The organism is Peribacillus sp. SIMBA_075 (assembly GCF_046534585.1).
Map to the genome: position 1 here is coordinate 1 of NZ_JAWRYN010000253.1, position 344 is coordinate 344.

A 344-nucleotide genomic window follows, 5' to 3' on the forward strand; every position below is an offset into this window, starting at 1 on the left:
ATAAGGGGAATGGTTTTGTTATAGGATTTTTAAGTAATTTAGATACGACAGTCATAAAAGAGCCAGAGGAATATTCAAAAGAAAATATGCAGCAAATTGCAAAGGATATAGAAAAGCAATATGGCGGTAAAGTAAAAGCGCAAAAAAAGGCAGAGAAGCCGAACATTATATATATTATGACTGAAGCATTGTGGGATCCGACAAAATTAACGAATCTTTCATTTAGCGAAGATCCAGTGCCGAATTTACATCATTATACAGAGAATTTTCCAGGTGGACAAACGATAGCTCCTACATTTGGAGGGAATACAGCGAATACAGAATTTGAAGCGTTAACGAGTTAC

The 344-nt window shown here is 35.5% G+C and carries 1 pseudogene; it reads left to right on the forward strand.

Annotated features, from left to right (window positions below):
* Positions 1 to 344: pseudogene (locus SB775_RS28120) on the forward strand (LTA synthase family protein); the annotation flags it as partial.